Genomic DNA, 24750 nt, shown 5'->3' with positions numbered 1-24750 from the left:
TGATGTAACAATTGTCGGTACTAGGTTATCTTTTTTGACGAGGGATAAGGCTAAGCCATATCCCTTTTTGATTTTGCCATAAAAGTCAGTAGTCGATCCTCATCAAGCGGTTTGGCATAGTAAAAGCCCTGGGCAATATGACAATTGTTTTTCAGTAAAAAGTCAATCTGTTCGGGGGTTTCCACTCCTTCGGCAATGACCTGGAGATTAAAATTTGAGGCCAGTTCAATGATAACTTTGGCAATGGTGCCATTGTCATAATGGGGAATCCCTTTAATAAAGGAACGGTCGATTTTGATCTTATCCACGGCAAATTTCTTGAGATAACTCAAAGAAGAGTAGCCGGTGCCAAAATCATCGATGGAAACCTGGATCCCCATCCGGTGAAATTCGCTCAGGATGGCTTCGCATTCGTCCTCATTATCCATCAGAATTCCCTCGGTGATTTCCAGTTCCAGCAGCTCTGGTGGTAACTGGGTGCGGGTTAAAATGGATTGAATCAGTTCCCCGATATAGGGGGCCTTAAACTGAAGCATCGAAAGATTAACCGCAATCGGTATTTGATAACCCAGCGATTGAAGCTTTTTCCCAAACTCACAGGCATTTTCCAGCACCCATTCGCCCAGAGGGATAATCAGATTCGATTCTTCGGCTATGGGAATAAAACTTGCGGGAGGAACCATCCCATTGCTGCTGTTCCAACGAATTAAAGCCTCCAGGCCGAGAATCTGATTGGTGGCCATATCCACCTGGGGCTGGTAGTAAAGAACAAATTCCTGATTGCTTAGGGCATTGCGCAGCTTGTTTTGCATTTCGTATTTTTGAATCGAGAGGCTGTTGATGTCCTTATCATAGAACTCAAAGCGCCGTCCCTTGTTGGCTTTGACATTATTGAGGGCAGAAGCGGCAGTCTTTAAAAGCTTGCCATAGTGGTTGGCATCGTTGGGGTAGAGACTGATTCCGATACTGACATCAACAATCAGTTCTTCATCATGGATGGAAATCTGTTTTTCCAGTTCCTTGCTTAAATCCATGATGTATTCATATAAATCTTCGTTGGAAGAAACATACGCTTTCAGTATACCAAACTCGTCATTACCCAAACGGGCCAGCACATCCTGATCGCTGACCAGGGTCTTCAGGCGATTGGCCAGGGCAATCAATACCTTGTTGCCAAAATCAAACCCTTTAGCCTCATTGATAATTCGGAAATCATCGATATTGATCAGGATCAGGGCATGGTTTCCGGCAGCGCTGCCGTCTCCACTGATTAATTCCATTCCCGATTCATCCAGAAAGACCTTATTGTTGAGTTTGGTCAGATGGTCAAAATACTTCAGATAATAAATATCTTTTTCGATTTGCTTGTGGGCCGTGAGATTGGTGATGTTGCCGATATAATAATCGGTATCGTCGTTTTTCACCTTACTGATCCGCAAAAACAGAAACAGCGTTTCGGAGGAATTTTGAGCATATTCAATTTCGCCGGACCAGACCGGATTCATCTCGAGGCTGTCAATCAGGGGTTGATTGATCAGGATGCCCTTTTCAGAAAGGTTCAGCGCCGGGATTTCAGTTTCCGGAATCCCAATCATTCGGGAAAAGGCGGTATTTTGATAGATACAGAAGAATTCTGCGTTTAAAATAAAAATACCTTCATCGGTACCGGATAAAAGCTCCAGAATCATTTCCAGCTGGGATTGAACAGCCTGGCGTTTGTCAATTTCCTGGTTCAACGCCTGATTGTTGGTTTGAACTTCTTCGATGTATTGGATGATCCGATGGCTCATCATTTTGAGCCCCCGGGATAAAATACCAAGCTCATCTTCCCGGTCATAAAGGGTGCTCGGCAGATTAATTTCCTGATCACCCTGGCTGAAGGTTTCAACGGCACCGGAAATGGTTATAATCGGTTCGGAAATAAGCCGGGTCATCCGCCGGATAAACAGCGCAATCATAAACAGCAGTACCAGGGAAATAAAGAACAGACTAAAAATAAACTGATTCAGCGGGGCCAAAACTTCCGACCGGGGGATGACCGTGACCACAATCCAGTTGGATGACTGGGTGGGCACATAGGCGATGTATTTGGCGTTATTTCCCATTTGGTATTCAATGACACCACTATCACCGGAGGTGATTTGGCTCATATAAAGGTCAAGATAGGCGAAGGGATTAACCCCTCCCGCAGCAAAAACTTCAGGATCATCAGGATGATAAAAAATACTGCCGTCTTTATTGATTAATAGGGTATAGCCGTTTTTGCCGACTTTGTAGCTGCTCATCAATTTGGAAATATCAGTCACCTGCAGGTCAATGCCCATGGCGCCGATCACATTGTTGTTTTTCAGGATCGGGGTCGTAATGGAGACCACCATTTTTTCGGTAACAATGTCAATATAGGGACTGGTGACGGTCACACCCCGGGATTGTAAGGTTTCCATGTACCAGAGTCGTTTATTCAGATCATAGTCTGGTTTGGGATCAAATTCGGGGGTCGAGGAAATCAGATCGTTGGATTTGGTAACCCCGATGTAAGCCAGAGAAATATTGGGATCAGAAGCCTTGATGGCCTGGAGTTCCTGGGTTATCACATTAAACAATGGATGTTGGCGCTTTTCATCCCGGGTGTTGAGCGCTTCAGTGATAGCCTGATAATCCTGATTGGTTTTCATCTGTTCGACAATAATAATATTCTTCTCGATAAACTTGTCAATTTCAGTGGCAATTTGCTGGGCGTCCTTGGAAATTTGTTCTTTACTGTTGGTTTCAAAAAAACCACTTAACATTTGGATGGAAATGATCCCATAAACGGCAAAGGCAACAAAAATAAATCCAATAACAATTGTTCCCACCCGTCGAATCAGGCTTTTTTTAAACCAGTGCACAATGGGGCCATCCTTTCTCTGAAGGGTCAGTCAATATCATTAATATGTTAGTTTCATCATGCTTTTTCATGCTCCTATTATAAACGAAACTATACGGAAAGAAAAATAAAATTTAATCTATTGACAGAAATATCGCAATTATGATAAAGTTTAATCAATTAAATACGAAGTCTTCAGGGCAGGGATAGTTTCCCTACCGGTGGTATAGCCCACGAGCCGCAAGGTATGATTCGGTGTAATTCCGAGGCCGACAGTTAAAGTCTGGATGAAAGAAGATAATCAAGTTTGCATGTCAAATATCTTTGTTTATTTAGCTCTGAAATGGTAATCATTTCAGAGTTTTTTTATACGAGGATCAGGAAAGCTGTGAACAAAAGTGCCCTGGATGTTTATTCAGGGCACTTTTGTTTTTGAGGGAGGAATACTGGTGGAAAAACAGGATCATTACATGGAAATAGCCATCGATTTGGCTAAAAGAGGTCGAGGTTGGGTAAATCCCAATCCTCTTGTGGGAGCAGTCATTGTTAAAGATGATGTGATTATTGGCAGCGGTTATCACGAAAAGTATGGCGGACTGCATGCTGAGCGTAATGCGCTGGCGGCATGTAATGAGTCACCGGTCGGGGCGACCCTTTATGTGAATCTGGAACCCTGCTGTCATTATGGTAAAACACCGCCGTGTACCGAGGCCATTATCGAAAGCGGGATTAGCAAGGTAGTCATCGGTGCCACTGATCCCAATCCGTTAGTTAGTGGCAAGGGAATTGAGATTCTCAGACAGCAGGGGATCACGGTCATAACCGGAGTGCAGGAAGCAGCCTGTCAGGAGCTGAACACCATATTTTTTCACTACATCAAAAATAAAACCCCTTATGTGCTGATGAAATATGCCATGACCCTGGATGGAAAAATTGCCACCCGTACTGGGAAATCGAAATGGATTACCGGGGAGGCAGCCCGGAACGCAGTGCATCAGACCCGCAATGAAGTGATGGGAATCATGGTGGGAGTCAACACCATTTTGCAGGATGATCCGCAACTGACCTGTCGGATAGAAGGCGGCAGAAACCCTATCCGGATAATCTGTGACACCCATTTGCGGACGCCGCTGACGGCACAGGTGGTGACCTCGGCCCGGAAAATACCGACCTATCTGGCCACCTGCTCTCAGGACCAGCAAAAAATAAAACGGTTTGAAATCATGGGCTGCAGAATTTTAAAAAGTGCAAAAGACGCGGAGCATCTTGATCTCCGGGAACTGATGGTGCAATTGGGGCAGGAAGGAATCGACAGTATTTTGCTGGAAGGGGGCGGTACCCTGAATTTCAGCGCTTTAAAAAGCGGTATTGTGAGTAAGCTCCAGGTTTATCTGGCCCCCAAAATATTTGGTGGTGCGGCCGCCAAAACTCCGGTGGAAGGCCTGGGGCTGGCAGATCCAGCCGAGGCCTTCCAGTTCACGGATCGAAAAATAAAAATATTCGGGGATGATATCTGCCTCGAATACACAAAGAGGTAAGACATGTTTACAGGAATTATTGAAGAAGTTGGCAAAATCACTGCGGTCATTAAGGGACAACGATCTTCCCAACTGTGGGTTCAGGGTGCGGTCACGATGGATGATTTAAAACTGGGCGACAGCGTGGCGGTGAATGGAGTGTGCCTGACGGTATCCCAGTTAAGCGGAAATAAGTGGATGGCCGATGTCATGAGTGAAACGCTGAACCGCAGCAATCTGGGCGATCTAAAAGGCGGATCAGCCGTCAACCTGGAACGGGCAATGCCCGCCAATGGCCGTTTTGGCGGGCATATGGTAGCTGGTCATATTGACGGAACCGGTCACATTGTGCAAATCACCAAAGATGATAATGCCGTGATCTTTGAGATTGGTGCACCGCCAAAAATACTCCGCTACATCATCGAAAAAGGGTCCATTGCCATTGATGGCATCAGCTTAACGGTCATCGAAATGACTTCCGTCAGCTTTAAGGTGTCCATCATTCCCCATACGGTGAAGCAGACGATCCTGGGCATTAAGAAACCTGGCGATCCGGTCAATCTGGAAAACGACCTGGTCGGCAAATATATCGAAAAGCTGTTGATGAATCCAGCCCCCAAAACAGACCGCCACCAGGAAAAATCCGCTGGTGTGACCATTGATTTTCTGACTAAGGCCGGGTTTTAATAAAAAAATAATCAAAATAAGTGAGGGTACTATGTTTAAATTTAATACCATTGAAGAAGCACTAAAAGATTTACGAGCCGGTAAAATTATCATCGTGACCGATGATGATGATCGGGAAAACGAGGGCGATTTTGTCTGTGCGGCTGAATTTGCCACCACCGAAAACGTCAACTTTATGGCTGTCTATGGCAAAGGGCTAATCTGTATGCCGATGAGCGAAAAATTGGTCAAAAAATTAGCCATTCCCCAAATGGTTGCGGATAATACCGATAATCATTGCACCGCCTTTACCGTGTCCATCGATCATGTCGATACCACCACCGGTATTTCGGCGGCAGAGCGCTCAGTTACTGCCATCAAGTGCGTCGACGAGAACGTTCGACCAGAAGATTTTAGGCGGCCTGGCCACATGTTTCCGCTGGTAGCTAAAGAAAATGGGGTATTGGAACGAAACGGCCATACCGAGGCCACCGTCGATCTGGTCAAACTGGCGGGGTTGAAAGAATGCGGTCTGTGCTGCGAAATTATGCAAGAAGACGGCACGATGATGCGGACTCCGGAACTGATCGAATTGGCTCAGACCCATCAACTGAAATTTATTACCATCAAAGATCTGCAAAACTACCGCAAACAAAATGAAAAACTGATCGATTGTGTCACAATCACCAAAATGCCCACCAAATACGGGGAGTTTATGGCTTATGGTTATGTCAACATGCTTAACGGCGAACATCATGTGGCGCTGGTTAAGGGGGATTTAAGTGGTGACAGCCCGGTGTTGTGTCGGGTTCATTCCGAATGTTTAACCGGCGATGCCTTTGGTTCGCTCCGCTGCGATTGCGGCGATCAGTTTGGGGCAGCGATGACCGCCATTGAAAAAGAAGGTCGGGGGGTGCTGCTCTACATGCGTCAGGAGGGCCGGGGCATTGGTCTGATCAATAAATTAAAAGCCTATGCCCTTCAGGATATGGGGATGGACACGGTGCAGGCCAATATTGAGCTGGGGTTTCCGGAAGACTTGCGGGAATACTATATCGGGGCCCAGATTTTAAGGGATCTGGGGATCAAACAGCTGCGGCTGCTAACCAACAATCCGCTTAAAATGGAAGGGTTGTCGGAATTCGGGCTGGAAATGGTGGAGCGGGTACCGATCCAAATGGAAGCATCCAGCCACGATCTGTTTTATTTGAAAACCAAACAGGAAAAAATGGGTCATATTTTAAATTATAACTAAAAGGAGAATGTTATGAACGTATATGAAGGACAATTAGTATCAAAGGGAATTAAAGTGGGGATTGTGGTAGCCCGGTTCAATGAGTTTATTGGCTCAAAGCTGCTTGGCGGTGCGATTGATGGCTTGAAGCGTCACGATGTGAAGGAAGAAGACATTGATGTGGCCTGGGTGCCGGGTGCCTTTGAAATTCCCTTGATTGCGGCTAAAATGGCCAAGCTGAAAAAATATGATGCCATCATCTGTCTCGGGGCTGTGATACGCGGTTCCACCACCCATTATGATTATGTCTGCAGCGAGGTGTCAAAGGGAGTGGCTCATGTCTCTCTGCAGTCAGAAATACCGGTGATCTTTGGTGTGTTGACAACTGAAAACATTGAACAGGCCATCGAACGGGCTGGCACCAAGGCCGGCAATAAAGGCTATGACTGTGCCTTGACGGCCATTGAAATGGTCAATCTGATCAACGAAATAACAAACTAAAAAAACAGGGAGCCGATTTTTGGGCTCCCTGTTTTAGATTAAACCTAAGCTAATTCGTCAAGGGTGACCACGCCATTTTGCAGGGCCAGTTCCTTGAGATCCTGATATTGTCCGGCGATGGCTACATAGAAGTAGGGATTTACATAAAAAATGCCAAGAATTCCAAAGGTTAATCCGTTTAGTAAAAACCAGCCCAGGAAGCTTAGTGACATCATAAAAATTTCGCCTTTGTGGCCCTGGGTTATCCGCATGGAAATTTTAACGGCTTCGGTGGCTGGGACATTAGGGTATTCGGCTAAAATATAAGGGGTGAATGAATAGGCAATTGCCTTGATAATACCGGGTACCACAAAAAGCAGGGACCAGAGAAAAATAAATAATTCCATCCACAGCATTCCCCCCAGTTTTCGACCAAAATCCGAAAAGCCGGTTTTAAACATGTCTTCAATGGTGGGAGCGGGGAGTTCGCCACGGTAAATCCACAGTGAGAAAAATTGCAGACCAACCATCATCGGCGCCCAGACAATCAGACCACCCAGGCCGCCAACGAAGGATGTGACTCCGGAAGCAGCACCAATCACCACAAATGCCAGCACAGTTGCGCCGACGCAGACCCAATAATTTTCGGAAAAGCTCTGCTTGGCTAGGGCTTTTATTTCCTGTCTCGTTTTCATAATAATCTCCTTTTCGTTTATGATTTTAAAGAGAAAGCTTAAGAAAAACATCACTTTCTTAAGCTTCTTTGTATATAATAGCACGACTGATGAAAAGAAGGAAGAATAAAAATGAGTAAAATACTAACGAAAAAAAAGATCCCTCTGGGCCGTTATCGGCATTACAAGGGCAATGAATATGAGGTTATCGGTCTGGCTACCCATAGCGAAACGCAAGAAGCCATGGTGGTTTACCGGCCATTATATGGTGAAGGCGGTTTGTGGGTGCGTCCGGCAGCGATGTGGAACGAAATCCTGGAAAAGGATGGAAAAATCGTCCGGCGCTTTGAATATCTGACTGACAAAAAAGTGGCGACAGAACCAGAATTAGATACCGTGGCCTTATTGCAGGATCTAAAAACGCTGCTGCAGATTAAGACGGTTAATGGCGATGCCGGTGAAATAACCGACGAAGCCCCCCTGGGAATTGGCATCAACGAAGCGCTGAACTTTGTCCTTTTACGGGGCCAAAGCTTTGGCATGCGCACCAAAAACTGCGATGGCTACTGCGGTTATGTAGAGTTTGGCCAAGGGGCGGAACTGGTGGCCGTGACCACCCACATCGATACGGTGGCGGTAGGAGAAGATTGGACCGTCCCCCCCTTTGACTTGACCATTGACGGCGACACCATTTATGGTCGGGGGGTGCTGGATGACAAGGGCCTGACGATGGTTTCGCTTTATGCGCTGAAAGAGTTAAAAGAAGCCAAGGTTTCGCTTGGTAAACGGGTGCGCCTGATTATCGGTGGCGATGAAGAAGGCGGTAACTGGGCCTGTATGAACCGCTATAAACAGACCGAAGAAGTCCCGGTCTACTCGTTTTCACCGGATTCCGGCTATCCGGCCATCTTTGCCGAAAAAGGCATCATGAATATTATTCTGGAAAAAGAACTGGATTACCAGACCCCGGCCCTTGTCTTTAGCGGCGGCAGCCAGATCAATTCGGTGCCGGATGCGGCCCAGGCCGTTTTTAATGGCCGGACTTTTGAAGCCAAAGGAAAATCGGCTCATGCCATGGAGCCGGAAAAAGGGGAGAATGCCATCCTGAAGCTGGCAGCAATACTGACGGCAGAAGGGATCACCCATCCAATCCTTACGCTCTTGGAGCGGGCTACCACAACCGGGTTTGGGATTGATCTATCGGATTCAGTATCGGGAGCGCTGACCTTAAACCCCGCCATTGTTCAAGTCGACGAAAACAAGGCCGTGTTGCGCTGTGATATCCGCTATCCGGTGACGCTAAAAAGCAGTGATGTTGTTGCGGCGATAAAAAAAGCGACAGCTGATCTGGGCTTTTGTTTGGAAATGGATCACGATGTCAAACCCCTCCATGTCGATAAAGACAGCTTTCTGGTAACCACCCTGCAGCAGGTCTATCAGGAATGTACCGGGGATATGGCCGAACCGATGGTTTCCGGCGGCGGTACCTATGCCCGGGCCTTTGAAAACTCCGTGGCATTTGGCGGAGGCTTTCCTGGTGAGGTCAACACCTGCCATCAAACCGATGAGTTCTGGAGCATTGAGAGTCTGGAAAAAAACTTTGAGATTATTGTCAAGGCCCTGGCAGTATTGGCTCAGTAAAATAGAAAAAAGCAATGGCGAGAGTTATTGTCAACCAATCGGTTAAAAATGGTTGACAATAACTTTTTTTTTGTTTAGAATAACCCCAGAGGTGATCAAATGTCGACAAAATTAAAACTATTAAAAACCTTGGAAGAAAATAGAGAAAACTATTTATCTGGAGAAGTGCTGGCCAGCACCATGAACGTCTCCCGGTCGGCCATCTGGAAGGCCATTAAGAGTTTAAAAGAAGAAGGCTACGAGATTGAGTCCACCACCAACAAGGGCTACCGGTTAAAAAGTGAGTCGGATCTGATGTCGACGGAAGGAATCCAGCCCTGGCTGTTCCCAACCAATCAGGAGCTTGAGCTGATAGTCTACAAAACCATTGGTTCCACCAATCAGGAAGCCAAGAAATTGGCTCTGGAAGGGGCGAAAACGGGAACTGTTATTATCGCTGAAGAGCAAACCCAGGGGCGGGGCCGAATGGGCCGTTCTTTTTACTCACCGCCAAAAAGCGGGATTTATTTAAGTCTGGTGCTGCGCCCCGAGGTGGCCGCCCAGGATGCCGTGCTGTTAACTACCGGGGCATCGGTAGGGGTTTGCCGGGCCATTAAAAAAGTGACGGGGATCGAGACCCAGATTAAGTGGGTTAATGATATTTACCGGGGAGACCGGAAAATTGTTGGGATTCTCACTGAGGCTGTGACCAACTTTGAGAACGGACAGTTCGAGTTTGTGATCATCGGCATCGGCCTCAATTTCAAGCAGCCGGAAGCGGCTCTGCCTAAGGAACTGGAAGACATTGTCGGGACACTATTTAATGAAAAACCCGATGCCCTGACCCGTAACCGGCTGGCAGCGGAAATTATCAATGAGGTGCTGAGTATCTGTGAAGATTTAACCAACCGGGATTTCCTGGCAGAATATAAAACCCATTCCATGGTTTTAGGAAAACAGATTAAGGTTTTCCGGAACAATGAGTGGGAAGTGGCAACTGCCCTGGATATCAGCGACGAAGGTGGATTAATGATTAAAAATCAATTTGGACAGACAGAAACCCTGAACACCGGGGAAATCAGTATCAGAAAATTAGAATAAAGGATGGAATAAATGCTAGAAAAAAATACAATTAATGTAAGAATGTTAGTACTTTGCGGATTGTTTTCCGCTTTGATCGTGGTCGGGGCGATGATTAAAGTGCCGCTACCGGGAATCCCCTTTACGCTGCAGACTTTGTTTGTGATTCTGGCGGGATTGCTGCTGGGCTCCCGGGGCGGCCTGATTGCCGTGCTGGTTTATATTTTTCTAGGCCTGGTTGGTCTGCCGGTATTTTCCGGCGGCGGTGGGCTGATGTATGTCTTAAAACCAAGCTTTGGCTATATTGTCGGTTTTGCCCTGGGGGCCTTTGTCACCGGTTGGCTGGCAGAAAAGAACACCAACAACGAAACCCTGCCGATGGTCATTGCTGCCCTGGCCGGAACGGCTGTGATCTACGCCCTGGGGCTAACCTGGTATTATATCATTGCCAATTACTACCTCAACACTCCGGTGGGGGCCGCCACGCTGATGATGACCGGCTTTGTGATGACCCTGCCAGGCGATCTGATTAAGATTGCCATTAGTGTGCTGCTGGCTAAACGTCTGGCCCCGGTGATTGCGCAAGGGATGCTCACAAAGTAATTTGTGTAAAAGCCGCTGGATTGAGTAGCATAGTCATAAAGACAGGATCGGGATTAAGTGCTAAAAAGAAGAGAAGTCGCACAGCCCTGTTGGGGCAAATTCTCAAAAACAATGTTCCCACCATGGATTTTCATGATTCGGCGAACAATGATCAGTCCCAAGCCGTGGTTTCCGAGTAACGGCGATTCATCCAATCCCCCTGAATTTTTAATAAGCTCAGGGGGATAGCCTTTGCCGTTGTCACTGACTTTAAGCACTAACCCATCTGTTGATTTGGTCACCGACAGTTTAATCGCACAGCCCCTGGGATTGTGACGGATGCTGTTGTCAATCAGGTTGGTCAGAGCCCGACGAATCAGGGCCTGGTCACACAGTAAGATGGGACCATTGGCTTCCTCGGGCACATCGACGGAAAGTGAATAGGGCTCGGGGAGACCGTCATTGATGAAATCCACCGCTACGCCCCGGATTAGGGCAGCGGGTGAAATCGGAGCCAGTTCCATCGGTTGGGCATGGTACTCCAGTTTGGAGGCCAGGTTTAAATCGCTGATCAGGGACTTGATCCGTTGACTCTGTTGACGGATAATCCGGGCCTGATTTTGTTCGGTGGCGGGGAGGCTGGGGTTGCTTTCCAGTTCGCTGGCGTAGCCCATCACCATCGACAGCGGCGTGCGGATATCGTGGGAAACCCCGGCAATCCATTCCGTTCGGGCCTGATCCCGGTGAGCCAGTTGTTGTTCCTGCTGGCTGAGAATGACTGAAGTTTCATTAAGAATCCTTGACACTTCCCCGGTGACACCGCCGGTGGGCAGTGACAGGGGTTCTTTTTTTTGTAGGGCGGTAATGCCGTTATACAGGGGTTTTAGCTTGTGGTAGAGCCACAGTCCCAGAAACAAGGCCAGCACCAGGGCCGACAGCACGTTCAAGATCAAAAAACCGGTCAGTAAACCAGGGACATGGGCAATGGTATCTTCGGTGGAGGTGATATTATATTTCCAGATGCTGTTTTTGGGGTCGCCTAAAACCAGTAAACCGTCGGGATGCTCCCAAACCGAGACCGGATAGTCGTTAAGATACCAACGGCTGAAGGAGGCCACATCGGTAAGGGTGTAGTGCCGGGGAATATCTCCGGGCAGGTTTTTATCCCAGATCACCTGACCATCCCGGTTAATCAACATCGCCCAGGCATATTGCTTATCGATCTGGGCTGTGGCAGTGGCATTAAGTGTATAAGTTCCATCGACGCTTGAGAGGCCATCGGAAATATCGGCAATGGCGTATTTAAGGGGCTGACTGCCGGAGTATTTAAACATCCAGTTGGTGGTAAAAGCCATATTGATGGCCACCAGAAGCAACGCAATGGCAGCGGTCAGCAGTATCGAACGGGTGATGATTTTTCGCAGACTCTTCATTGCTTGTTTTCCCTGGCCAGTTTATAACCCATACCCCGAACGGTCAACAGGTATTGGGGTTGGGAGGGATCCACCTCGATTTTTTCCCGGAGCCGCCGGATGTGAACCATCAGAGTATTTTCGTAGCCATAGAGATCATCATCCCAGGCGCTGCGACAGAGGCTGTCAGCCGTGACGATATGGCCCTGATTTTCCCAGAGCTTTTTCAGTAGGGCATGCTCTTTGGCGGTCAGGTTTTTCTCACCCTCGCTGGTCTTCACGACGCCGCTGTTAAAATTGACGGTCACCGTTCCCAGTACCAGACATTCCTCTGCCGTTGGCTGAGCCTGTCGCGGCTGGTAAACCCGCCGCAGGATTCCGCTTAAACGCAGCACCAGTTCCCGGGGCAAAAAGGGTTTAGTAATATAGTCATCGGCACCCAGTCCCAATCCCAGAAGTCGATTTTCATCCTCATCCCGGGCCGACAAAAAAAGCATTGGCACATTTGATTGCAGCCGCAGCTCCTGCATCAGCGAAAACCCGTCGCCATCTGGCAGGGTTACATCGAGAATCGCCCCATCGGGCTTTTCCAAAGCAAAAAGTGCCCGGGCCTGCTGGCAGTTTTCGGCGCTGAGCACCCGAGCAAAGCCCGCCTGATGGAGGATTGTATTTAATAGAATAATAATTTCCGGTTCGTCATCGACAACCAGAAGTTTTGCGTCAAAGATTGTTTTCATCCGAATCACCTCTTCGTTATTATACCTGAAAAAATAGTTGCTGTTAGTGGATGACCTTAAAATTAAGGTAAACGTAAGGCCGGGGACAATCCGCCGTAAGGTTCATCGGCTATCATAACGGTATACAAAAAGAAGGAGTGCATATTATGAACAATATTATCGAGACGGAGGGGCTCAGCAAACAATATGGCAATGTTTATCGGGTCAAAGATGTGGATCTGTCGGTTCCGGAAGGGGCGATTTATGGGTTTCTGGGGCCCAATGGCGCCGGGAAATCAACGACGCTTAAAATGATTCTGGGCTTGACCAAGCCCACGGCGGGGGCGATCACCGTTTTTGGAAAACGGGTCAACAGCAAAAACCGGCTGGAAAATCTTAAGCATGTCGGTTCGTTGATTGAATCGCCCAGCTATTACGGTCATTTAACCGGAGCAGAAAACCTGCGGATCTTTCAAACCCTGCGGGGGGTACCCAAACAGAACATTGCTGACGTTTTAAAAATTGTCCGGCTGGAGAACCAGCAGCACAAAAAAGTCAGCCAGTATTCACTGGGAATGAAACAGCGACTGGGGTTGGCCAGTGCCCTGTTGGGTTATCCCAAACTGCTGATTCTGGATGAACCCACCAATGGGTTGGATCCGGCCGGGATTTCGGAAATGCGGGAGCTGATTCAGTCGCTGCCGCAAAAATTCGGGATGACGGTGGTGGTCTCCAGCCACCTCTTAAGTGAAGTTGATCAGCTGGCCACCCGGGTGGGAATCATTCGGGAAGGCGAGCTGGTTTATCAGGACAGCCTGACCAAACTCCATCAGTACAGCAAACAGCATTTGGCAGTGCGCACCTTAAATAATGAGGTAACCAAAGCATTCCTCAGTCAAAACGGCGTGACCTGGGAAGCCGAGGACGATTATCTGATTATCCCGCAGATGAGAGATACGCGGATGGCTGAAATCAGCAAAGCACTGGGACAGAATAATATTGGTTTAGTTCGGATTGAAGAACGTAAAAAAAGCCTGGAGGATATTTTCCTGGAGTTGACTGGAACGGCGGTGAGCTTATGAGCGCCGCAATTTGGATGGAGGTTTTAAAAGCAAAGGGCCGCAAGATCTGGCTGGTGGTGGCGATAATGATGGCGGTTCAGCTGCTCTGGGCGGGCTGGGCTATTTCCAACAAGGATGCCAATGATCTGGCCCAGGGCTGGCTATTTTTTCTCTACCAGTTTCCGATGCTTAACTGCATCATCATGCCGGTGATCGCCGCAGTGTTGGCTTCTCGTCTTAGCGATGTGGAGCATAAGGGTCAAACCTTTAAGCTGTTGGAAACCATTATTCCGACCAAGCGGATCTTTGCGGCTAAGTTTATTTGGGGCAGTATCTATATGCTGGGTGCCGCCTTGGGCCAGCTGGCGATTATGATCGGCATGGGCGTCGTTCTGCATTTTGGTGGGCCAGTGCCTTGGGGGGCGCTGGTTGGGTATCTGTTGTTTACCCTGATGGTGAGTCTGACTATCTATGTCTTTCAACAGGGGGTCTCAATGCTCGTTGCCAATCAGATGGTGCCGATGACATTGGGACTAATTGGTGGATTTATTGGTCTGTTTAGCATGTTTTTCCCCCAGGGATTTCAAAAACTGGTTCTGTGGAGCTATTACGGGGTGTTGATGCAGGTTGGCATGAATTGGGATCCGATCACCCGAGCCACTGATTTTTATTGGAAGGCCATTGATTGGCCGGGGCTCGGCCTGATTTTGGTTTTCTTTGGGCTGATTTATGGCATCGGCCAGATGTTATTTGTCAGAAGGGAGGTCTGAGCGATGTTAATACGGGCTTTACAAGCGGAAATGATCAAGATGCGACACAGTCCGATGTGGCTGGCTTTTTTACTGATTCCCATTATTCCGGCCTTTATGGGAACCTTCAATTATCTCAACAACCTGAGCATGCTGGAAAATAAGTGGTACAGCCTGTGGACCCAGCATACCCTGTTTGCCTGTTATTTTTTCTTACCGGTATTGATTGGGATTTATGCGTCCTATCTGTTTCGGCTGGAGCATGCCAATCATAATTGGAATGCGGTATTGACTGCCCCGGTTCCGATAACACAGCTATTTATGGCAAAACTGATAATGGGTTGGTTAATGGTGATTTTGACCCAGATCTGGATGGGACTCTTGTTTATCTTTTCGGGATTATTAGCGGGGCTTTCGGATCCGATTCCCCCGGAATTACCGCTCTGGCTGTTATTTGGTGCCTTGGGTGGCATGGTGGTATGCGCTTTACAGCTGAGTTTATCATTGGTGATTCGCAGCTTTGCGGTGCCGGTGGGAATTGCTCTGATGGGCGGGATCGCCGGGTTGGCACTACTATCGCAAGGCTATGGGCTCTACTTTCCCTATGCGCTGATCACCCTAGGGATGCGGGCCAATGATCCGGCGGCACCGATGGCGGTGGGTGAAATTGCCTTTCTGGTTGCCTGCGCTATTTTTACATCGGGGTTTTGTCTATTTGCCATCACTTGGTTAAAACGGCGGGATGTGGTGACGGGTTAATCAATTGAATCCAAGCATAAAGCAAAAATAGGCCTGTGTTGAGCGGTGACGATTATTGCCAAACACTGGCCTTATTGATTTTAGGTAATTTTAAATTGGCGGCGGGGTTTCTTAAAAGGTCAGAAAGATGAATAAATTAAAGTAGACGATCAGGCAAACCTCAGGTAAAATTAAGTCAATCCGGGATGTCAGATATGCGGCAAGCCTGAAATTAAGTAATCGACACGAACAGGCCGGTTTTTGACAGCGTCCATACCGACAGCGATGATCGCTTTGCCGGGAAGAAACGAGGTGGGCGGGCAATCCCCAAAAAGATAGATAATCTAACTAAATATTTTGTGAAATAGGGGTAACTGCGAAACAAAAGCAATGATGACTCTGCGTTTAGTTTTCACAAGAACAAAAAATAAAAAGGAGAAATGGTGTGAAAAAAAATATTCAAATGCCAAAATTAAGTGAACAAATGGAATCGGGAGTCTTGGCGTCCTGGAACAAAGAAGTGGGAGAGGTGGTTAAAAAGGGTGAGGTGCTTTTCGAAATTGAAATGGACAAGGTTGTCAGCGAGGTTGAAAGCATGGAATCCGGTGTTCTGGAAGCAGTTTTTTTTGAAGAGGGCGATGAAATTAAAGCCGATGAAATAATTGCGGTTATCAATTGCGATTGATCAGGGGATAAAATGAAAAAGAAACCAGAATGGTTAAAGGTCAGCTATAATAAAGCGGCTGTCGAAGAAGTGAATGGGCTGATGGCTAAACTGAAACTCAATACCGTTTGTAAGGAAGCCAATTGTCCGAATCTGGGAGAATGTTATAAAAAAAAGACGGCTACCTTTATGATCCTGGGGAGAACCTGCACCCGCAACTGCCGGTTCTGTAATGTAACCAGTGGAGCGGTGGAACCGGTTGATCCCAAAGAGCCTCAGCATTTGGCTGAAGCAGTTAAGGAACTCGACTTAAATCATGTGGTGATCACCAGTGTCACCCGGGATGATCTTAAAGATGGTGGCGCCGGACATTTTGCCGATACCATCAGGGCGGTTCGGGAGCTTAACCCCGGGGTTTCGATTGAGGTGCTGATCCCCGACCTCCAAGGCGTACAGAGGGACCTGGATCGTATTATTGCCGCCAATCCGGATGTGATTAACCATAATGTGGAGACGGTCCGGGAACTTTATTCGGTGGTTCGGCCGGAAGCGGACTATGACCGATCGATGGCGGTGCTTGAGTATGTCAAAAAACAGGCGCCTCATATCAAAACAAAAACCGGGATAATGGTGGGCCTGGGAGAGACCGATGAACAGGTTTACCAGGTCATGGATGACTGCCTGAAAGTCGGCTGCGATATTTTTACCATTGGTCAATATTTGCAGCCATCACCGCAACATCTTGAGGTTAAGGCTTATGTAATTCCGGAAAAGTTTGCGCAGTACAAGAAAATTGGCGAAGCCAAGGGCTTCCACTATGTTGCCAGCAGTCCTCTGGTGCGCAGTTCCTATCGGGCAGAAGAGGCACTTAAGGAAGGGAAAAACAATGATTTATATTGAAAATGATTCCACGGATCCTTTTTTTAATTTTGCATTGGAGTATTACCTGATTACCGAGAAAAATCTGCCGGAGGATCAGATTTTTATTTTCTGGCGAACCGAACCAACCCTGATGGTTGGTAAGTACCAGAATACCATCGAAGAAATCAACCAGAACTATGCCAAAGAAAATGGGATCAAGGTCGTGCGTCGCATTACTGGCGGCGGAACCATTTATACAGATATGGGAGGTTGGCAGTTTAGTTTTATCACCCGTGGTCAGTCTGACACGATCGATTTTAGCAAATATATCAGCCCGGTAATTGAGGGCTTAAAAAAACTGGATGTTCCGGCTGAATTCAATAGTCGCAACGATCTGGTTATTCAGGGTAAAAAGTTTTCTGGCAATGCTCAGTGCATGTTAAATGGTTATACCCTGCATCATGGCTCACTGCTATTCAGTACCGATTTTGAACAGATGGTCAAATGTTTGACGGTAGATGATTATAAAATTATCTCCAAAGGGATCAAGTCGGTGAAGGAGCGGGTAACGAATATCTCTGATCATTTAACAAAACCGATTGATACGGATACCTTCAAAAAATTGATGGTCGACAGCATTATGCAAGGATCAAAAGAGCACTATCAACTGACGGATACCGATCTGGCCCGAATCAAGGCCATTGCCAAAGAAAAGTTTGCCAGCTGGGAATGGAACTATGGCAAATCCCCGAAGTTCAACATCACCAAGACCGGTCGATTTGATGGCGGAAAAATGGAATTTAAATTGGATGTCAATAAGGGAAAGATAACCGATTGTCATATCTATGGTGATTTTTTTGGAACCATGGACATTTCGGTTCTGAGTAATGCTCTGATTGGCGCTGATTATGAAAAAGAAAGCATTAAAAAAGCCATCGCACAAGGTGATATTAAGCAGGGGTTTTATAACATCAATGTGGATGAGCTGGCAGATATTATTTGTTGACCATATTAAAAAGGCAATCACCCCATCTTTTAATCAAGGTGGGGATTTTTTATGCCAGTACGATCACGAAACGACCAGGCCTTTACCTTTTTGTGGGAATGCGTTACAATAGTCTGATGAATGGATGGTGAGTCTATTTAAAATGTCAAACAAGATCACATGAAAATTTAAAATAGGTGTGATAGAATCATTCGCATGCTTATAATACAAAGGCGTATTTTAACAAAAACGGCATATGAAATGATTGGGGATCAGAAGGAGATGAATTTATGGATAATTCAAGTAAATTTCTTATTGCATCAGTAAGCGCAGCGGTGCTACTGATTATTTTAGTCAGCTTTACCCTGGCCTACGCAGGGCGGGATAATACTCTGATGTCAGACAAAACGCTGAGCTTTGAAATCAACGGTTTTAATGTGGAACTGCCCCTTTCCGAAAACGATGCAGTGTACGACGCGGTCAGCTTAAGTAGTGTCACTGAAAATAAAATAAAATTAATCAACGAGGTAGGTGCCACCGTTAAAATAGACGGAAAGGGCATCGGTGCGGGCACAACCATGGATTTAAAATTGGATCAGCTTTCTTCAGGCGACCTCATCAAGATTCAGGTGGGCAATGAAAAGGACGAGCGGGTGATTTATTTAAGAACCCTGTCATCCCAGCTACCCGAAATTATTCCCGCCGGAACAAGTAGTTATGATGGAAATTACTTTGCTGCGGTCGCAACCGGGGGGGCAGCGCTATACGAACTGAATGAAAAGGGTGAGGTGGTTTTTTACATCGCCAAATCCCCGGAGCAAGCTAAGGGTGAATCCTATCGGGATTTCAAGAAACATGTTTTGGAAAATGGTACCATTCGCTACAGCTACCAACGGGTATATGGTGACAGCAATGGAATCGGTTATGCGGTGGGAGAACGGGTGATCCTGGATGATCGCTATCAGGAAATTGACACCATTACCCTGGCTCAAAGTGAATTGACAAATGAAGGCGACCCGGTGGATGGTCGGGATTTTATTCTGATTGCGGATAACCATTATATTGTGGAAGCATCTCAATTAGTATTGGTTCAAAATGTGCCAGATGGTCTGGGTGCCAATACCATGGGATCAAAGGTAGTGCGAAATCTGATTCAGGAAGTCAAAGATAATCAGGTCGTTTTTGAGTTTACCACGGATTCCCATCCGGAATTTTATGGTCTTAGTGTCAACGACCATGATTACAGCAATACCACCAGCCAGAGTCCGGATTATGCCGGGTTCAATCGGATGATTATAGATCCGGCAGATAACAATCTGATTGTTTCTTTTGGAAACATGAACACCATCATGAAAATTGATCGGGAAACCCGGGATGTAATCTGGAAGTTATCGGGAAATGGTGATGAATTTGGGATGTCGCCGGAACAAAAAACATCGGGTCAAACGGATATCGCCATCACCGCCGAAGATGAATTAACAGTGTTTGACAATGCGACAAGTACGGGTCAAACGAGAGTGCTCAAAATAAAACTGGATGAAGTCAACAAGAAGATTTTGAGCTATCAGGAATACAAGATACCAGGAAAAACGACCCTTGCTTATGGTAGTGCTCAAAAAATTGGTGATAATATTGAAGTATACACCATCGGATGGGGGTTGCTCAAAGATGGTAACGTGGCGATTTCGGAAATAGACTTCAACACCGGTAAAAAACTGCTGGAAGTTACCTTGCCGAATGGTGTTGCCAATGACCGGGTGCAGAAGTTTAAATAGACAGTTGATAAGAACGGAGATCAATGATGAAACCACTATTTTTATGCTATCCTAAATGTTCAACCTGCCAGAAGGCAAAAAAGTTTTTGGCCGAAAATCGGATTGATGTGGAAGAGCGGCACATTGTCGAGGAACATCCCCGAAAAGATGAACTGCTGGCATGGATGAAGTTATATCCGGGTGATGCCAAAAAGTTTTTTAATACCAGTGGCCTGGTTTATCGGGAACTGGGCTTAAAGGACAAGGTGAAAACCATGACGCCCGATCAGATGGCTGAAGTACTGGCTACTAATGGGATGCTGGTCAAGCGACCATTGGTTATTTTGGCCGATGCCGTCCTGATCGGCTTCAAAGAAGAACAATGGCAAACGGTATTATTAACCGATAAGCGGGATTAATCCTTAAAGTGGCCGTTATTTTTTCCTATAAATCATTTGTAAGGGCAGCAGGGATGGTCTATAATGAAAAAAGGATTATTAATCGAATACAAAGGAGAAAGTTAAATGTCACGAAAAACCATTGAGAAATTTAGAAAACAACCTGAGACTGATGTGGTGGAAATAGTTGAAATGGAACTGACTGAATATACCTACCCCAAAAGCGGTACGGGGATTTGTCCTCAATGCGGCGGTAAAATGAACGGCCTAGGGCTTGACTGGGAATGTGAAGGCTGTGACTTAAAACTGGTGGGACCGGTATTCTAAAGAAACGAAACCAAATAGAGACGCACAGGAAGCATGTTTACCAATTATGTTGATTGGAAAATGTGCTTTTTTACTGAGTAAGAAAAGTAGTTTGGGGTTGTATAAACATCAGGAAATCTTAAATATTTCCCAATGACAAGAGGAATAATTAGAGATATTCATAGAAAATCATGTTTTTACGTGACATCATGGTTAAATATGGTAAAATGTTGATAACTTTTTATAAGATTTGTTTGAAAGCAATATGTGGAAAAATAATTTACCCACCGATTCCAACGTCCCATAGGTGTTTATGACGAGGATGGATACGTGCGAAAACGAAAGATATACAAATCTCTGGAGGAAAATAAAATGACGATTACCTATGAATTAGGGAAATCTTTATATGTGAACATAACGAATCGATGTAGCAATGCCTGTACGTTTTGCGTAAGAAAAGATGAACCGACAATTAATGGCGTTGATGATCTCTGGTTGGAGATCGAACCGACGCAAGAAGAAATACAAGCAGATATCTTAAGGCGGGATCTGGATCAATATGATGAGCTGGTTTTTTGTGGATATGGTGAGCCAACCTATCGTCTCGATGAAATTTGTGCCATCGCCAAGGAAGTGAAAAAGGTTCATTCCATTCCTATTCGACTCAATACCAATGGCCATGGAAACCTGATCTATAAAAAAGATATGACACCGCTTTTAAAGGATGCGATTGACGTGGTATCGATCAGCTTAAATGCAAAGAATAAAAAAGAATATGATGAATTATGCCGTCCGGTTTTTGAAGATGCCTATGAAGAATTGTTGGAGTTTGCGCGACTAGCAGGAAGATATACCAAGGTGGTGTTAACCATTGTCGATATCCTTCCGATCGAGGATCAGGAAGCATGTCGTCGGATTAGTCAGTCGGTTGGGGCAGAATTGCGAATCCGTTCCTATATTGACTAATGACGAGATGATTAGCGACGGGACAGAAAACGCTGTTGATACAAGTCACTGCAATTTAAAGCCCCGGGGCCTGAACATCGGCGGCAAAGAGATTTGGGTGGTGGATGACCATCAATATGTGCTGCTGATCTGGGGGCGTTTATTTCAAATCCAAAAACAGCCGCTGGTTCTGGTTAGTATTGATTATCATCCCGATACCAACCCGCCGTTTTGGCTATGGGCTTATCAAAAAGCCATGGCCATTGATCCCGAGCGGGAAACCGAGCTGGTGAAAAAATTTCAGAATAGAATGTTGTCTGCCCTGGAGCCGCTTAATTTAAACAGTGTCGAAATGACGATGGATCAGATGCGTAATGATGAGCATATCAATACAGCCATGGAATTGGGCTATCTGAGCAATTACCATATGATCAATTGTATGGAAAAACATGTTTATTCACAGGGACATCACTATCTGGTTCCGGAAAACCAGTTTGGGAGCCTTAAAGATGACATGTTTAAAAATATTGGACTGCCGCTTAAAAAAATCAGTAACGAGGCGTTGATTCTTGATATTGATCTGGACTATTTTTTGAGTCCGGAAAATTTTGAGCTGGATCTTAATCAAAACCGCATTTTTGCAGATCTGGTCAAACAGGCTCAGATGATTACCGTGGCCCGTTCAAAAACGTATTTTGATTTTTTAAAAACAGATCCGTTTACAATTGGAAGCTGTGAAGAAAAGCTCATCGACCTGCTGGAAAAAATCATCGGCAAATAAATACTAAAAATGACACAACAAAGCAGAATCTGGAATATGATGATGGGAGAGAGACTTTATGGGAAAACACAGTGAAGAAACCCGAATCATTGAGCAATCTAAAGACCAGTGTGAAGAGCGTTTGTTAGCTTTTGACACCGGTAAATATGAATTGAAGAACCATATCGTAGACAAAGAAGAAAGCCTGCTTGTTCTCCACACAAAAATCGTTTTTGCTGCCAATGGCCAGCGGATTACCATTAAGCTGCAATCGGCGGGTGACCAGATGACCGAAGTGTGCGTCCGGTCAGAACTGATTTCAAATGTGGTGATGAATGATCGTGGTGCAAATAAAAAAAATATCAACTCCATGTTCGGCTATCTTAATGAAGAGAACATAGCGAATCAGCATCGGAAGCCGGATAGCACCAGAAACGATCAGCGCTCCAAACCGAAAAGCAAGCTTTTTTTCTGGGATAAAAACGCCACAGCTTTAAAAATGTCGATGATGGCCAGTTATCTGGGGGGTTACCAGGAATTTGAAAAGCCTCTGAAAGGAACCCTTGAAATTCACCAAGCTGGCATTGACTTTGCCGTAATGGGTCCCAAATTTAGTATTCCGTTTTTGGAGATAAAATCCGTCACCATTGCTTCGACATGGGATATTGTAAAAAATCAGGCCTGGCGGGAGACCTGCTTCAAAGATGAACTCAAAAAAGATAAAACGGATCATGAAAAAGCATCGAAAAACAAACTGGTGGTTACCTATCAGAATGATTCGGGGCTAACGCAGTGTATTTTTAGAGCTGACACTTCCTATGAGGTGGAAAAGAGTGTTGTAAAAGCGCAAATGTTGATCCAGGAATTGATGGAAGATTAAAATTTAAAAAGGGCTTGACAAACCATGATACATGATGTAAACTGATATAGTCTCGTAACGATGGCGGAAGGGCCACACCTGTTCCCATACCGAACACAGAAGTAAAGTCTTCCAGCGCCGAAAGTACTTGGTGGGTAACTGCCTGGGAGGATAGGACGTTGCGGGACTTTTGAATTTTTTGCCCAAATTTTGTAAAAATTTGGTATGCAGCTGAGCAGAGCGAAGCAAAGGTGCAAAAAAGAACGCAGTTGACGAGGGTTTGATCCGATAAGGATTAAACAAACCCGAGGAAACTACGATCATTTAAAATGAAGCCGTGCAAAAAAATAGATGTATAATCATTGATTTAAGTTTACTTAAAAATCAATGGTTATACATCTATTTTTTTATGGGGCGAAGTCCCTAACGGAGGCGCAGCGTGAGCTGCGACGGAGTTGCACGGCTTCATTAGACGGCAGTAATTTTTAGGGCTGTTTAGTGACGAGCGTATTTTGCAAGCCATCTGGCGACAAATAATTATTTCCCAAACAGGTTTAAATAAAGCTGCATACGGTATAATCCTAATCATAAGTTCAAAAAAGAAGAAGAAAGAAGGCGTTCATATGAAAGAAAGAAAAGTCATGCAAGTCGTTCAGGGTATAAGTGCAGTGGATGGGGCCGGAGTTCATCTGACGAGGGTCTTGTCTCATTCAACCGTAAAAGCATTTGACCCCTTCCTGATGCTGGATTCCTTTGATTCGAAAAATCCTTCAGATTACATCAAAGGTTTTCCAATGCACCCTCACCGGGGTATTGAAACGGTCACCTATCTGGTCGAAGGGTTGATCGAACATCAGGACAGCCTGGGAAACAAGGGTGCCATCGAATCTGGCTGCTCGCAATGGATGACCGGGGGTAGCGGGATTCTCCACCAGGAAATGCCTCAAGCTTGTGAAAGAATGCTGGGCTTCCAGTTATGGTTGAATCTGCCCAGATCCGAAAAAATGACGGAGCCCAAGTATTTTGAAATCAGAAAAGAAAATATTCCTCTGTATAAAGGGGATGGTTTTAATGTTGGGGTTATCTCTGGAATCTACGAAGGTGTAAAAGGTGCAGAACCCCATCACATCCAGGCGATGATTTTAGATGTGGTCGTTGAGCCGGAAAAATCAGTTAGGATTCCAACGCCCAAAGGTGAAACCGCATTCGCGTTTTTAATTGAAGGACAAGGTTTGGTGGCAGGAACCTTATATAAAGAGAAATCGGCGCTGTTGTTTAGCGAGGGCGAATATATTGAAATAACAGCCGATGACAAGCCCCTTCGTTTCGCAGTATTTTCGGCACCGCCGCTAAATGAACCAGTAGCCTGGGGCGGTCCCATCGTGATGAATACCGAAGAAGAATTAAAACAAGCCTTTGCCGATTTGGAAGATGGCAGTTTTATAAAAACACGTCCCCAACTCTAGGGGATGTGTTTTTATTAATTGGGAATGCAAGCGCAGAATGAACACGATGCGGTAGTGTCAAAAAGAAATGAAAAAACTTTCAAAAACCAGTTGACAGGATGGTGAAAAGAGCGTATACTAATGAAGTTGTCTCGAGTGAGGCAGCGGGCACAGCTGAAACATTGAAATGAACAAAAAAGAATTTCAAAAAACAGCTTGACAACATGAAGAAACAACGATATAATAGAAAAGCTTCTTCGGTCGGAAACGATTGCAGAACGGCGGTCATAGAAAAGAGAATAGTACCATAAAACCTGTAAAACAGCCAAAACATCCGCGAGGATGAATGCGGCTAAAATAGAAACAGAGAGATGAACT

The 24750-nt window shown here is 45.8% G+C and carries 24 protein-coding genes, 1 rRNA gene and 1 riboswitch; of the genes, 21 read left to right on the top strand and 4 right to left on the bottom strand.

Translation table 11 applies throughout. The features are described 5' to 3' along the window. Nucleotides 1-50 precede the first annotated feature (50 nt). Nucleotides 51-2888: a bifunctional diguanylate cyclase/phosphodiesterase gene (locus tag B3F51_RS03295; protein WP_286945453.1), complete on the bottom strand. Its 2838-nt coding sequence runs from the start codon at nucleotides 2886-2888 to the stop codon at nucleotides 51-53. A gap of 165 nt (nucleotides 2889-3053) precedes the next feature. Next, nucleotides 3054-3169: riboswitch (FMN riboswitch) on the top strand. Between the two features lie 167 nt (nucleotides 3170-3336). On the opposite strand from B3F51_RS03295, the gene ribD reads away from it, so the two are divergent. Genes ribD through ribE form a run of 4 tightly spaced genes read left to right on the top strand, consistent with a single transcriptional unit; the run spans nucleotide 3337 to nucleotide 6784 of the window. Beyond that, nucleotides 3337-4404, top strand: coding sequence for a bifunctional diaminohydroxyphosphoribosylaminopyrimidine deaminase/5-amino-6-(5-phosphoribosylamino)uracil reductase RibD (gene ribD, locus B3F51_RS03290; RefSeq protein ID WP_286945463.1), 1068 nt, complete (start codon nucleotides 3337-3339; stop codon nucleotides 4402-4404). Between the two features lie 3 nt (nucleotides 4405-4407). Next, complete coding sequence (locus tag B3F51_RS03285) at nucleotides 4408-5070, top strand: riboflavin synthase (protein ID WP_070370621.1); 663 nt, start codon at nucleotides 4408-4410, stop codon at nucleotides 5068-5070. Between the two features lie 31 nt (nucleotides 5071-5101). Then, nucleotides 5102-6304 (top strand): bifunctional 3,4-dihydroxy-2-butanone-4-phosphate synthase/GTP cyclohydrolase II, encoded by a 1203-nt coding sequence (locus B3F51_RS03280; RefSeq protein ID WP_286945450.1) that lies wholly within the window; start codon nucleotides 5102-5104, stop codon nucleotides 6302-6304. 12 nt (nucleotides 6305-6316) lie between these two features. Continuing rightward, nucleotides 6317-6784 carry a 6,7-dimethyl-8-ribityllumazine synthase gene (ribE, locus tag B3F51_RS03275; protein WP_070370619.1) on the top strand — a complete coding sequence of 156 codons (468 nt, stop codon included), beginning with the start codon at nucleotides 6317-6319 and terminating at the stop codon, nucleotides 6782-6784. Nucleotides 6785-6828: 44 nt separating this feature from the next. Here the strand turns inward: ribE and B3F51_RS03270 are convergent, their stop codons facing one another. Next, the gene (locus B3F51_RS03270) at nucleotides 6829-7458 is read right to left on the bottom strand and encodes a DUF975 family protein (RefSeq protein WP_070370618.1); all 630 of its coding nucleotides are present in this window, start codon (nucleotides 7456-7458) and stop codon (nucleotides 6829-6831) included. Nucleotides 7459-7569: 111 nt separating this feature from the next. On the opposite strand from B3F51_RS03270, the gene B3F51_RS03265 reads away from it, so the two are divergent. From B3F51_RS03265 to B3F51_RS03255, 3 genes are all read left to right on the top strand, one after another. Continuing rightward, nucleotides 7570-9078: a Sapep family Mn(2+)-dependent dipeptidase gene (locus B3F51_RS03265; protein ID WP_286945447.1), complete on the top strand. Its 1509-nt coding sequence runs from the start codon at nucleotides 7570-7572 to the stop codon at nucleotides 9076-9078. Nucleotides 9079-9177: 99 nt separating this feature from the next. After that, nucleotides 9178-10158: a biotin--[acetyl-CoA-carboxylase] ligase gene (locus B3F51_RS03260; RefSeq protein WP_286945445.1), complete on the top strand. Its 981-nt coding sequence runs from the start codon at nucleotides 9178-9180 to the stop codon at nucleotides 10156-10158. A gap of 12 nt (nucleotides 10159-10170) precedes the next feature. Then, entirely contained in the window at nucleotides 10171-10740 is a 570-nt protein-coding gene (locus tag B3F51_RS03255) for a biotin transporter BioY (RefSeq protein WP_286945443.1), read from the top strand. 53 nt (nucleotides 10741-10793) lie between these two features. Here the strand turns inward: B3F51_RS03255 and B3F51_RS03250 are convergent, their stop codons facing one another. Both B3F51_RS03250 and B3F51_RS03245 read right to left on the bottom strand, forming a co-directional pair. After that, the gene (locus B3F51_RS03250) at nucleotides 10794-12152 is read right to left on the bottom strand and encodes a sensor histidine kinase (RefSeq protein ID WP_286945441.1); all 1359 of its coding nucleotides are present in this window, start codon (nucleotides 12150-12152) and stop codon (nucleotides 10794-10796) included. Continuing rightward, nucleotides 12149-12868, bottom strand: coding sequence for a response regulator transcription factor (locus B3F51_RS03245; protein ID WP_286945438.1), 720 nt, complete (start codon nucleotides 12866-12868; stop codon nucleotides 12149-12151). The genes B3F51_RS03250 and B3F51_RS03245 overlap by 4 nt, the downstream gene beginning before the upstream one ends. Nucleotides 12869-13014: 146 nt before the next feature. Between B3F51_RS03245 and B3F51_RS03240 the strand changes: the two genes are divergently transcribed. The 14 genes from B3F51_RS03240 to B3F51_RS03175 all read left to right on the top strand — a co-directional run bounded on the left by B3F51_RS03240 (nucleotide 13015) and on the right by B3F51_RS03175 (nucleotide 24393). Next, nucleotides 13015-13929 (top strand): ABC transporter ATP-binding protein, encoded by a 915-nt coding sequence (locus B3F51_RS03240; RefSeq protein ID WP_228881861.1) that lies wholly within the window; start codon nucleotides 13015-13017, stop codon nucleotides 13927-13929. Beyond that, nucleotides 13926-14678 carry an ABC transporter permease gene (locus B3F51_RS03235; RefSeq protein WP_286945435.1) on the top strand — a complete coding sequence of 251 codons (753 nt, stop codon included), beginning with the start codon at nucleotides 13926-13928 and terminating at the stop codon, nucleotides 14676-14678. The genes B3F51_RS03240 and B3F51_RS03235 overlap by 4 nt, the downstream gene beginning before the upstream one ends. Nucleotides 14679-14681: 3 nt before the next feature. Beyond that, nucleotides 14682-15416, top strand: coding sequence for an ABC transporter permease (locus B3F51_RS03230; RefSeq protein ID WP_228881863.1), 735 nt, complete (start codon nucleotides 14682-14684; stop codon nucleotides 15414-15416). A gap of 424 nt (nucleotides 15417-15840) precedes the next feature. Next, nucleotides 15841-16080, top strand: a complete 240-nt coding sequence (locus B3F51_RS03225) for a biotin/lipoyl-containing protein (protein WP_148637040.1) — start codon at nucleotides 15841-15843, stop codon at nucleotides 16078-16080. A gap of 12 nt (nucleotides 16081-16092) precedes the next feature. Next, complete coding sequence (lipA, locus tag B3F51_RS03220) at nucleotides 16093-16959, top strand: lipoyl synthase (RefSeq protein WP_250934294.1); 867 nt, start codon at nucleotides 16093-16095, stop codon at nucleotides 16957-16959. Continuing rightward, nucleotides 16946-17926 carry a lipoate--protein ligase gene (locus B3F51_RS03215; RefSeq protein ID WP_070370608.1) on the top strand — a complete coding sequence of 327 codons (981 nt, stop codon included), beginning with the start codon at nucleotides 16946-16948 and terminating at the stop codon, nucleotides 17924-17926. Before lipA ends, B3F51_RS03215 begins: the two co-directional genes overlap by 14 nt. A gap of 269 nt (nucleotides 17927-18195) precedes the next feature. Next, nucleotides 18196-19680: an arylsulfotransferase family protein gene (locus B3F51_RS03210; protein WP_286945431.1), complete on the top strand. Its 1485-nt coding sequence runs from the start codon at nucleotides 18196-18198 to the stop codon at nucleotides 19678-19680. 26 nt (nucleotides 19681-19706) lie between these two features. Next, nucleotides 19707-20078: an arsenate reductase family protein gene (locus B3F51_RS03205; RefSeq protein ID WP_070370606.1), complete on the top strand. Its 372-nt coding sequence runs from the start codon at nucleotides 19707-19709 to the stop codon at nucleotides 20076-20078. Between the two features lie 105 nt (nucleotides 20079-20183). Beyond that, the gene (locus B3F51_RS03200; RefSeq protein WP_070370605.1) at nucleotides 20184-20384 is read left to right on the top strand and encodes a hypothetical protein; all 201 of its coding nucleotides are present in this window, start codon (nucleotides 20184-20186) and stop codon (nucleotides 20382-20384) included. Nucleotides 20385-20735: 351 nt separating this feature from the next. After that, nucleotides 20736-21329, top strand: coding sequence for a TatD family nuclease-associated radical SAM protein (locus tag B3F51_RS03195; protein ID WP_070370604.1), 594 nt, complete (start codon nucleotides 20736-20738; stop codon nucleotides 21327-21329). 7 nt (nucleotides 21330-21336) lie between these two features. Next, a complete protein-coding gene (locus B3F51_RS03190) occupies nucleotides 21337-22089 on the top strand; it encodes a UPF0489 family protein (RefSeq protein ID WP_070370685.1) in 753 nt (250 codons plus the stop codon). 58 nt (nucleotides 22090-22147) lie between these two features. After that, a complete protein-coding gene (locus B3F51_RS03185; RefSeq protein WP_070370603.1) occupies nucleotides 22148-22948 on the top strand; it encodes a hypothetical protein in 801 nt (266 codons plus the stop codon). A gap of 50 nt (nucleotides 22949-22998) precedes the next feature. Further along, nucleotides 22999-23115 (top strand): 5S ribosomal RNA (gene rrf / locus B3F51_RS03180). 435 nt (nucleotides 23116-23550) lie between these two features. Then, nucleotides 23551-24393, top strand: a complete 843-nt coding sequence (locus B3F51_RS03175; RefSeq protein WP_070370602.1) for a pirin family protein — start codon at nucleotides 23551-23553, stop codon at nucleotides 24391-24393. Nucleotides 24394-24750: the final 357 nt, after the last annotated feature.

The organism is Acetobacterium sp. UBA5834 (assembly GCF_002435675.1).
GTDB classification, from domain to species: domain Bacteria; phylum Bacillota; class Clostridia; order Eubacteriales; family Eubacteriaceae; genus Acetobacterium; species Acetobacterium wieringae.
This window is presented reverse-complemented; position numbering and strand designations above follow the sequence as displayed.

What these genes read in the sequence shown, in the direction of transcription:
- ribD (WP_286945463.1), top strand. Translation starts at nt 3,337, where the DNA reads ATGGAAATAGCCATCGATTTGGCTAAAAGAGGTCGAGGTTGGGTAAAT.
- B3F51_RS03285 (WP_070370621.1), top strand. Translation starts at nt 4,408, where the DNA reads ATGTTTACAGGAATTATTGAAGAAGTTGGCAAAATCACTGCGGTCATT.
- B3F51_RS03280 (WP_286945450.1), top strand. Translation starts at nt 5,102, where the DNA reads ATGTTTAAATTTAATACCATTGAAGAAGCACTAAAAGATTTACGAGCC.
- ribE (WP_070370619.1), top strand. Translation starts at nt 6,317, where the DNA reads ATGAACGTATATGAAGGACAATTAGTATCAAAGGGAATTAAAGTGGGG.
- B3F51_RS03270 (WP_070370618.1), bottom strand. Translation starts at nt 7,458, where the DNA reads ATGAAAACGAGACAGGAAATAAAAGCCCTAGCCAAGCAGAGCTTTTCC.
- B3F51_RS03265 (WP_286945447.1), top strand. Translation starts at nt 7,570, where the DNA reads ATGAGTAAAATACTAACGAAAAAAAAGATCCCTCTGGGCCGTTATCGG.
- B3F51_RS03260 (WP_286945445.1), top strand. Translation starts at nt 9,178, where the DNA reads ATGTCGACAAAATTAAAACTATTAAAAACCTTGGAAGAAAATAGAGAA.
- B3F51_RS03255 (WP_286945443.1), top strand. Translation starts at nt 10,171, where the DNA reads ATGCTAGAAAAAAATACAATTAATGTAAGAATGTTAGTACTTTGCGGA.
- B3F51_RS03250 (WP_286945441.1), bottom strand. Translation starts at nt 12,152, where the DNA reads ATGAAGAGTCTGCGAAAAATCATCACCCGTTCGATACTGCTGACCGCT.
- B3F51_RS03245 (WP_286945438.1), bottom strand. Translation starts at nt 12,868, where the DNA reads ATGAAAACAATCTTTGACGCAAAACTTCTGGTTGTCGATGACGAACCG.
- B3F51_RS03240 (WP_228881861.1), top strand. Translation starts at nt 13,015, where the DNA reads ATGAACAATATTATCGAGACGGAGGGGCTCAGCAAACAATATGGCAAT.
- B3F51_RS03235 (WP_286945435.1), top strand. Translation starts at nt 13,926, where the DNA reads ATGAGCGCCGCAATTTGGATGGAGGTTTTAAAAGCAAAGGGCCGCAAG.
- B3F51_RS03230 (WP_228881863.1), top strand. Translation starts at nt 14,682, where the DNA reads ATGTTAATACGGGCTTTACAAGCGGAAATGATCAAGATGCGACACAGT.
- lipA (WP_250934294.1), top strand. Translation starts at nt 16,093, where the DNA reads ATGAAAAAGAAACCAGAATGGTTAAAGGTCAGCTATAATAAAGCGGCT.
- B3F51_RS03215 (WP_070370608.1), top strand. Translation starts at nt 16,946, where the DNA reads ATGATTTATATTGAAAATGATTCCACGGATCCTTTTTTTAATTTTGCA.
- B3F51_RS03210 (WP_286945431.1), top strand. Translation starts at nt 18,196, where the DNA reads ATGGATAATTCAAGTAAATTTCTTATTGCATCAGTAAGCGCAGCGGTG.
- B3F51_RS03205 (WP_070370606.1), top strand. Translation starts at nt 19,707, where the DNA reads ATGAAACCACTATTTTTATGCTATCCTAAATGTTCAACCTGCCAGAAG.
- B3F51_RS03200 (WP_070370605.1), top strand. Translation starts at nt 20,184, where the DNA reads ATGTCACGAAAAACCATTGAGAAATTTAGAAAACAACCTGAGACTGAT.
- B3F51_RS03195 (WP_070370604.1), top strand. Translation starts at nt 20,736, where the DNA reads ATGACGATTACCTATGAATTAGGGAAATCTTTATATGTGAACATAACG.
- B3F51_RS03190 (WP_070370685.1), top strand. Translation starts at nt 21,337, where the DNA reads ATGATTAGCGACGGGACAGAAAACGCTGTTGATACAAGTCACTGCAAT.
- B3F51_RS03185 (WP_070370603.1), top strand. Translation starts at nt 22,148, where the DNA reads ATGGGAAAACACAGTGAAGAAACCCGAATCATTGAGCAATCTAAAGAC.
- B3F51_RS03175 (WP_070370602.1), top strand. Translation starts at nt 23,551, where the DNA reads ATGAAAGAAAGAAAAGTCATGCAAGTCGTTCAGGGTATAAGTGCAGTG.